10 protein-coding genes are annotated in these 7803 nt (G+C 44.4%); all 10 read right to left on the bottom strand.

What is annotated here, in order from left to right:
• Window positions 1-160: 160 nt before the first annotated feature.
• On the bottom strand, window positions 161-1411 hold the full coding sequence (locus ACX0G7_RS26985; RefSeq protein WP_458926660.1) for an NAD(P)/FAD-dependent oxidoreductase: 1251 nt from the start codon (window positions 1409-1411) through the stop codon (window positions 161-163).
• Window positions 1412-1472: 61 nt separating this feature from the next.
• On the bottom strand, window positions 1473-2618 hold the full coding sequence (locus ACX0G7_RS26990) for a beta-ketoacyl synthase N-terminal-like domain-containing protein (RefSeq protein ID WP_458926661.1): 1146 nt from the start codon (window positions 2616-2618) through the stop codon (window positions 1473-1475).
• A gap of 2 nt (window positions 2619-2620) precedes the next feature.
• Entirely contained in the window at window positions 2621-3049 is a 429-nt protein-coding gene (locus tag ACX0G7_RS26995; protein ID WP_458926662.1) for an acyl-CoA thioesterase, read from the bottom strand.
• 49 nt (window positions 3050-3098) lie between these two features.
• Window positions 3099-3740: a hypothetical protein gene (locus ACX0G7_RS27000; protein WP_458926663.1), complete on the bottom strand. Its 642-nt coding sequence runs from the start codon at window positions 3738-3740 to the stop codon at window positions 3099-3101.
• Window positions 3741-3751: 11 nt separating this feature from the next.
• Complete coding sequence (locus ACX0G7_RS27005; protein ID WP_458926664.1) at window positions 3752-4174, bottom strand: 3-hydroxyacyl-ACP dehydratase; 423 nt, start codon at window positions 4172-4174, stop codon at window positions 3752-3754.
• 108 nt (window positions 4175-4282) lie between these two features.
• Window positions 4283-5161: an LpxL/LpxP family acyltransferase gene (locus ACX0G7_RS27010; protein WP_458926665.1), complete on the bottom strand. Its 879-nt coding sequence runs from the start codon at window positions 5159-5161 to the stop codon at window positions 4283-4285.
• On the bottom strand, window positions 5161-5418 hold the full coding sequence (locus tag ACX0G7_RS27015; RefSeq protein WP_458926666.1) for an acyl carrier protein: 258 nt from the start codon (window positions 5416-5418) through the stop codon (window positions 5161-5163). The genes ACX0G7_RS27010 and ACX0G7_RS27015 overlap by 1 nt, the downstream gene beginning before the upstream one ends.
• Window positions 5419-5427: 9 nt before the next feature.
• Complete coding sequence (locus ACX0G7_RS27020) at window positions 5428-6648, bottom strand: beta-ketoacyl-[acyl-carrier-protein] synthase family protein (RefSeq protein ID WP_458926667.1); 1221 nt, start codon at window positions 6646-6648, stop codon at window positions 5428-5430.
• Between the two features lie 49 nt (window positions 6649-6697).
• On the bottom strand, window positions 6698-7426 hold the full coding sequence (gene fabG / locus ACX0G7_RS27025; protein WP_458926668.1) for a 3-oxoacyl-ACP reductase FabG: 729 nt from the start codon (window positions 7424-7426) through the stop codon (window positions 6698-6700).
• 53 nt (window positions 7427-7479) lie between these two features.
• Window positions 7480-7803, bottom strand: a 324-nt coding sequence (locus ACX0G7_RS27030; RefSeq protein ID WP_458926669.1) for an aromatic amino acid lyase, incomplete at its 5' end; no start/stop codon positions are given.

Below are 7803 nucleotides of genomic sequence, written 5' to 3' on the forward strand. Positions count from 1 at the left end.
ATCCATCTTGTAAAACTTTGGATAATCCGGTGCAAGAAATTCATACAAAGCAAGCATCAGGTCAGACACCCTTGAACTGTTCCGCTCAAAAAAAAGTTCACCGTTCCTGTACACTTTATCATTCCCGATAATGCAACTTGCTGTTATAGTATGTGCGGGTTTAAGCATTGTCAATACGGATCATATCGCGCAGCTCAATCATCCTCGCAAGCTTGTGCAAAGCATTATCATGAAATCTTACGTACGGATTGTCCAGGTCCCATACGTATCCTGCAAGTACTGAACAGATCTGGCTTTTAACAAGGGGATCCTGTTGATCTGCAAAAAAGATTGTATCAAGTGTACCTTCATACCACGCCATCACGTATGAGCGGAATGTATTTACGCCCTGCATGGTAGGTTGCATATATTCTTTTTCCCAATCTACGTTTTCACCGCGGAGTTTTTTTACAACCAGTTTAGCGGCCGTCTGGCTCGACACCGTTGCCAATGTAACGCCCGAAGAAAAAACCGGATCAAGGAATTCAGTAACATTCCCGGTTAATACAAAACCTTCACCATAGAATTTATCGGTAGTGCTCGACCATGATTGGAGTGATTTTGTTTCGAATACAAATTCAACATCCTTGAATCGTTCTGCGAAATAGGGTTCTGAAGCGATCATCGCACGAAGCTTTTCCTCATCGGTGCCTGCATAGCCTTCAAAAAAATCAGGACTTCCCACAAATCCCACGGATGTAATGCCGTTTGAAAACGGAATTACCCAGATCCAGATGCCTGGTTTATGTACTATGATGGTGATCCGGTTTGGTTCGTCTGCCATTGATCGTTTGAGGTCCCTGGTGTGCACAAACAAAGCTTTGCGACCCGGCAGGTTAGATGGCCTGTCGAGATTAAAAAGTTTTGGAATTACCCTTCCGTACCCACTTCCATCAACTATGAACTTTGCCTCAATCTGCGTTTTGTTTCCCTCAATATCCTCAACAGTGGTAACAGATGCGGAACCATTAAAAACGATATCTGTAACAGTGGTTTCGTAATGTACAGGGATTCCCATTCTCTCACATTCGTCAGCAAGTGTTTTGTCAAACTCTGCTCTTGGCACCTGCCAGGTCCATTTCCAACCCTGCGTAAACTGATCCGCAAAAGAGTAATCACAGATCTTTCCCTTTTTAACAAACTTTGCTCCGTTTTTCTCCTGGAACCCTTTGGCTTTAAGCGCATCCACAAAACCAGCTTCGGTCAGTGCTTCCATACATCTTGGTAAGAGGCTTTCGCCGATTACAAATCTTGGGAAGAGCAACTTCTCGACAATTTTGACCTTGTACCCGGCTTTATTTATAATAGATGCCGCTACGGTTCCTGATGGTCCGGCTCCTATCACCAGGACATCGACTTTTTCTGTTTTCATGTTCAAATGATTGTGTGATATCCAGGGTTCAAAAATTGCTAATCTATCCTGGTAAAATTATTTATGTATTCTTGCCGAAAACCATCGCCGCATTACAACCTCCGAATCCACTGGCCGTTTTTAATAGGTATTGCATAGTCCTGCTTTCGAGTGATGAGCAAACATTGATATCCTTCGACACCCCTAATCGCTCAAAACCTTTTGTAGGAATGACAATGTTTTCAGCCAGGCTTTCGACAGAGATAATGGATTCAATCAGTCCGGCAGCACCCAACGTGTGTCCATAATAACCTTTCAGACTGTTAACGGGCACCCGTTCCAATCCAGCCAGTGAAAAAGCTTTCGCTTCCATCTCGTCATTATAAATTGTTGCAGTTCCGTGCGCGGAGATGAAACCAATCTCAGTATTTTTTACTCCTGCCTGCTTCAGACTTTTTTCAATGGACGCATGCAATGGTTCACCGGTTCTCGAAGGTCCGGAGATATGATTTGCATCATTACTGGTAGAACCTCCCATGACAATTACCGATTTGTTACCTCTCGTGGGATCAGCTGAAATAATCATTGTCGCCGCACCCTCTCCGAGCGTGACACCATTGCGGGATTCATCAAAGGGTTTACATGGTTCAGCGCTTACCGCCTGGAATGACTGGAATCCGGACAAAATAAATTTTGTGATGATATCAGCGCCGGCAACTATTGCATGATCATAAGCCCCGGTTTCAATTAATCTCTTTGCAGTTAATATGGCCAGGACACCCGATATACATGCATTTGATACAACAAGCGGAAGGTTTTCATTTTTAAAGTGTGCCGCGAGTATCCTGGCGGAATGATGCAGCGATATTGTTTCTGCCGGGGCTCTCTCGGGCACAGGCTTCTCTATCATTGCAATATTTCCTTTGGTCGATGATATGATGAAGACCGTTTTTGGATCTGTAACATCAACAGTAGTCTGACTTAATGCGTCGCTTACAGAACGGATGAGCAGCCTTTCGAATAATGAGTGGTGTTCAGCTGTCCCTGTCATCAGGCTTAGTTGCTGCTCACGGCTAAACAATGAAGCCTGGAAAGCTTCTGGCGAAAGTACAGGGTCATCATGCTTTTTAATTCCTGACAATTGCAGCTTAAGGCTGGAAAAATTTTCTGCCGTTGTGAAACCCAACGGGGACAAAATATTGTCTGCTATAGTATAAACGGGTCTCATTCTTAATTTTGATCCAGGCCTTGTTTTGATTTCCATTCGGTAAAAAACGGTGGATTTACAAGTTGGAGAATAAAGTCATCCTTTCCAAGGAACACCTGCATTGACGAACCTGTTGCTACCAGTTCCCCGGTTAGTGAGGTTAGCCTATACCTGAAATGTAGTTTGGCAGCCTCACAGGGAATGTATTCAGTTTCCACTAACACCGATTCACCATATCTAAGTGGTCTTTTGTAATCACAGTCAATATGTACCACAGGAACCACTACTCCATGATTGAAAAAATCGAGGTAGCTGATCCCATACTTCTGACCAAATGATTCCCGGCCATCTTCGAAATAACGAACGTAGTGACCATGCCACACAACTCCCAGGGGATCCGCTTCATTAAATCGTACTCTTATTGTTCTTTTGTCTTTCAGGCTATTTATCATTGCTTCTCTCCCTTGCTACCCGTTCATCTTGACTTGCACAAATCTCAGATCAGGAATATTTTTGTTTCCACTCGTTGTATTTCTTTTTGTCAATTGACTCCAGCAAGTTCCGGATCGACGATGCCCAATAGTTTCTGAAGCTGAATCCGGCGGCAACCTTCGATTCTATTCTTTCTGTCATCAATACCTTTTTGGATTTCATATCCACCAGCGTTACCCAGATTGACGCTGCTTTTTTGTTTTTGCTCATCCCCTCCATGACGAACAATATCGCGGTGCCGGCTTTATTCTCAAAGTCAAAGTCGTTCACGAGCGCAGTAATATCAGCTTCCTTCAACCGGCTGAAATCTCCATCGTTGGTGGATTTAATTTCTTCGGAATTAATCTTCGCATTTCTTTTTGCCACCAGGGAAAGATCGTGTTCGATGGCCGACCTGTTGAAAGCAGCGTTGATCTCATAACGCTTGGGTTCGTTAACTACTACCTCATTGATGCCCGTAAACTGCCGATCGCGGATATCAACCTGATTTGCAGCCGTATCTCCAATCAGCCTTGCCTTTGTAAAATCAATTCCGAGATATAATAATTTGGATTCAGTGTTATTGAATACATCTTTGGCCGTCTGGCACAAAGCAGCGAGTGATGAAATGGTGAGAAGACTGAGTAAAAACAGACGTACAACTTTTTTCATACAACTTGTTTTTAGGGTTGTTGAGTAATAAATATTTTCATTTCACAAGATGCCATCTTTTTGCCCTTACAATTCACCGCTGCACTTATCAGTGTAACATCAAATACCTGGTTCAGTACCCTGATTTCTGTTTCAAGCCGATCACCTAAAACCGGCAGGTCAAAAATCTCGAGATTTTGGATCGCGCCGATATAACCAATACTTACCGGCCGCTTTTCCTGGATGGCCAGGAATCCTGCCCGGGCAGCTGCAGTCTGTGCCATATTTTCAACCAACGCCGGCTCGTGTAGCTGGTTATCTTTCAAAAAAATATTATCAGCTTTTACATCAAAAGCAGATACGGAAGTTTCGGCATCACAATGGATCAGCTCGCCGATCATTACAAAAGGCGGGCGTTGGGGCAGTACTGTTTCTATGTTCTCTACTAACGACATGGTTTATCAATTCTTGCTTCCCATTAAACATTCATTATTAAAGCGGTGCCGGTTGCGAAAATAACGATTGAAAATAATTATTAATCCTTAATATCAAGTGAATTTCGGCTATTGCCAGAAGTTATAGAAATTATACCATTGTTCAGGATAGGTCCTTACTTTCTTTTCCATCTCAACTGCAAATTCTTCCAACAATTTTGTGGTCAAAGCTGCTTTTCCTAAAAAAGGATCATTCCGATCGGGCGTAGCGAAAAAGTGATAATGAAGATTTGATTCCTTCATCGCAAAGACAAATGAAACCGGAACCTTGAAAGTGGAAGCAAGTACAAATGGACCAATCGGAAAGCTGGCAGGCGAACCGAGGAAAGAAACCTTTTGTACTTTGTTGCCATCTAAAAACCGGTCCGCATGCATGCATACCAGTTCCCTGCGGGTCAACGCCTCACTTATCTGGTAAATATGCGACAGATCGTTTTTGATCACTATTACGTTTACGATTCGTTCACCTGTAACCCCTGAAAGATATTGTTTGATCTGCTGATGTTCACCATCGAACATCACAATATTGATTTTTGTATTCAGCCGCCTGAGCAAGTGTCCGGCAATTTCCCAGTTTCCCACATGCGCACTCAGCAAAAGGCCGCCATTCCCGCCTGCGACCATCTCCCTTAAGTATTGCTCTCCTTCAAAATCAAAGCTGAAGCGGTTGGGCATACCCGACATCACTACTACCTTATCGATGAGACTCTGGCCGAACTGATAATAATTTTTATACACCTTGAAAAGAGATGCTATCCTGGAGTAGCCCAATCGCTTGTTGAAAAGCTTATAGGTTTCTTTTGATGACTTTGAAGAAAACAGGAAAAAGTAAAATGAAACAAAACGTAGCAGAAAATACGCGGGAAATACTCCAAACGACTTCAGTACCCAAACAAAAATCCCGTAGCCCAGTTTGCTCCCTCTCGATTTGCCCTCCCAGCCAGGCATCAGACAGGCTCCTTTGAACTAAGCTTTGAAATCACATAGTCATAGAAACTGCTGAAGGTTGTGATTCCCTGGAAATCTTCAGGTTTAACTTTGAATGCAAAATTATTTTCGATTACAACAACCAGGTCAATATAGTCAAGACTATCCAACTCAAGGGTTTCTTTCAAATTTGCATCAGGAGTAATTTTCTCAGCGGAGACTTCAAATTCTTCCACCAGGAACTCATTTACTTTCTCAATAATCTCGGCTCTGTTCATACAGTAAGTTTAAGGCATTTTTCTGACAATCAACGACGAGTTCGTGCCGCCAAACCCGAATGAGTTAGACAAAAATACTTCAAAATCCATATTTATTGCCTTTTCAACTATATCCAGTTTCATCGAGTCCTCGTCGGGATTCTCAAAATTTATATTGGGTGCGATAAATCCGTTTTGCATCATTAACATAGAGTATACGATCTCGCTTGCGCCGGCCATCCAACACTCGTGCCCCGTCATCGACTTGGTCGAACTCACTTTTATCTGTTTGTCCCCGAACACTGTGGCAATCGCTTTGGCTTCACTGGCATCACCTGCCGGAGTTGAGGTAGCGTGTGCATTGATATAGCCAATTTCTGAAGCCATCATGCCTGCATCCCGTAAAGCCATACTCAGTGCCCGTACGGGCCCATCAACCGTTGGATTTGATATATGGCTTCCGTTCGAAGAGAACCCATAACCAACCACCTCACCAAGAATGGGCGCACCGCGTTTCTGGGCAGATTCAAGGCTTTCCAGGATCACCGTGGCTGCACCACCACTTGGTATCAGCCCATCGCGATCACGGTCAAATGGTCTGGAAGCTTTTGCCGGTTCAGTTTCCCGCACCGAGAACGCTGATAAGGCATCAAAATTACCCATCGCGTTTAAATTAATTTCCTGTGCACCACCGCAGATCACTGTATCCTGCAAACCCGTTTTTATGAAGTGGTATCCGAGACCTATAGCATGTGAACCGCTTGCACAGGCGGCGCTGATCGTGAAGTTCACCCCCCGTAGTTTAAATATCGTGGCGAGATTCATTGTTACTGTGGAATTCATTGTTTTGAAAACCGAACCGGATCCTACCAACATGGTGTCTTTTTTGGCCCTGATGATATCAGTTGCCTGCACTACCGGGTCGGCGGAACTGTCGTTCCCATAAAGAATTCCCACTTCTTTCGAATCAATATAATCCTGGTCCATCGCAGCATGCCGTAGTGCTTCAACGGTCGCCAGGTAAGCATACTCACCCTGTTCCGGTAACATGATCCGGGCTCTCCGGTCAAGCATACCCTTCAGATCCGGCTTCTCAACTATTCCGGTCAGCCCTGAGCGATATCCAAAATCTTTCCGGTCCGGGTCAAGGCCGATGCCCGACTTTCCTGCCCTGAGGGAAGCGGTAACTTCGTCGAGGTTCCTGCCTATGCAGGAATAAATACCCATACCAGTTATTACGACTCTGTTCATGAATCCCGAAAGATTTAAATTAGGTTGTTGATATGTAGGTTACGAATCATTAAGAATATAGCCCCCCATTAACGGACAAAACGGTGCCAGTGATATATGCGGACTCCCTTGAAGCCAAAAACCCGACAGCATGTGCAACCTCTTCTACTGTTCCGAACCGGTTTACAGGGATCATGGCTTTCAGTTCTTTTTCATCCAGGCCATCAGTCATATCTGTCTTGATAAACCCGGGTGCCACAGCATTGACCGTGATACCCCGTTTTCCAACTTCCTGGGAAAGAGCCTTGGTTCCCCCGATTACCCCGGCTTTTGCCGCGGAATAATTCACCTGGCCCGGCAATCCTTTGAGGCCTGATAATGAAACAATATTTATTATCCGGCCATAACGTTTCACCGCCATCTGGTTAATCACCAGTCGCGTGACGTAGAAAAAACCGTCAAGGCTGGTGCCTAATACACTCTCCCACTGCTCATCTTTCATAAAGATCATCAGGGCGTCCTCCTTGATTCCGGCATTGTTCACCAACACCTCCACTGTTTTTTCCTTATTCGCTTCCATCCACCCGCCAAGCACCGCGTTTATTTCATCCTTGTCACCAACATTAAATCTTAAGAGTTCCGCCGTGCCACATTTCTCCTGTACCTGTCCAAGGGTTATTTTTGCCTGTTCTTCGTTTCCTTTATAATTGATAATGACGTGATATCCCATCTCTGCCATCTTAAGACAAACTGCCCTGCCTATACCCCTGGATCCGCCTGTAACAAGTGCACATTTCATCGCTTTCCTAATGTTTTTGATATTCCGGTTTGTATATTGATCCAATCGTGATGTTACTGGAGTTGCAACTCAATCTCAGCCCAACTGTGTTGAGACTGCTCGAGGTAGTCTCTTATTTTTGCCAGGTCCTGGTATTTGGGAGTGTCCTCGATAAACTTAGGAAATATTTCCCTCATTTCCCGGTATACACCTGCCGTTACCGGTGACAGTTTTGATGCACAATCCAGGTAGTCTATTCCCTGCAGTACGGTCATCAGCTGGATCGATAACACCTCGAAACTGTTTTCGATCACCCGCCGTGTCATCAGCGCCGCATTGCAACCCATGCTCACGATATCCTGGTTGTCGTTGTTGTTGGGGATCGAGTGTACATACAT

The sequence above is a fragment of the Flavitalea antarctica genome (assembly GCF_054461535.1).

Coding starts and splice junctions, on each gene's coding strand:
- ACX0G7_RS27015 (WP_458926666.1), bottom strand. CDS start 5,418: ATGAACAGAGCCGAGATTATTGAGAAAGTAAATGAGTTCCTGGTGGAA.
- ACX0G7_RS27010 (WP_458926665.1), bottom strand. CDS start 5,161: ATGCCTGGCTGGGAGGGCAAATCGAGAGGGAGCAAACTGGGCTACGGG.
- ACX0G7_RS27005 (WP_458926664.1), bottom strand. CDS start 4,174: ATGTCGTTAGTAGAGAACATAGAAACAGTACTGCCCCAACGCCCGCCT.
- fabG (WP_458926668.1), bottom strand. CDS start 7,426: ATGAAATGTGCACTTGTTACAGGCGGATCCAGGGGTATAGGCAGGGCA.
- ACX0G7_RS27000 (WP_458926663.1), bottom strand. CDS start 3,740: ATGAAAAAAGTTGTACGTCTGTTTTTACTCAGTCTTCTCACCATTTCA.
- ACX0G7_RS26995 (WP_458926662.1), bottom strand. CDS start 3,049: ATGATAAATAGCCTGAAAGACAAAAGAACAATAAGAGTACGATTTAAT.
- ACX0G7_RS27020 (WP_458926667.1), bottom strand. CDS start 6,648: ATGAACAGAGTCGTAATAACTGGTATGGGTATTTATTCCTGCATAGGC.
- ACX0G7_RS26985 (WP_458926660.1), bottom strand. CDS start 1,411: ATGAAAACAGAAAAAGTCGATGTCCTGGTGATAGGAGCCGGACCATCA.
- ACX0G7_RS26990 (WP_458926661.1), bottom strand. CDS start 2,618: ATGAGACCCGTTTATACTATAGCAGACAATATTTTGTCCCCGTTGGGT.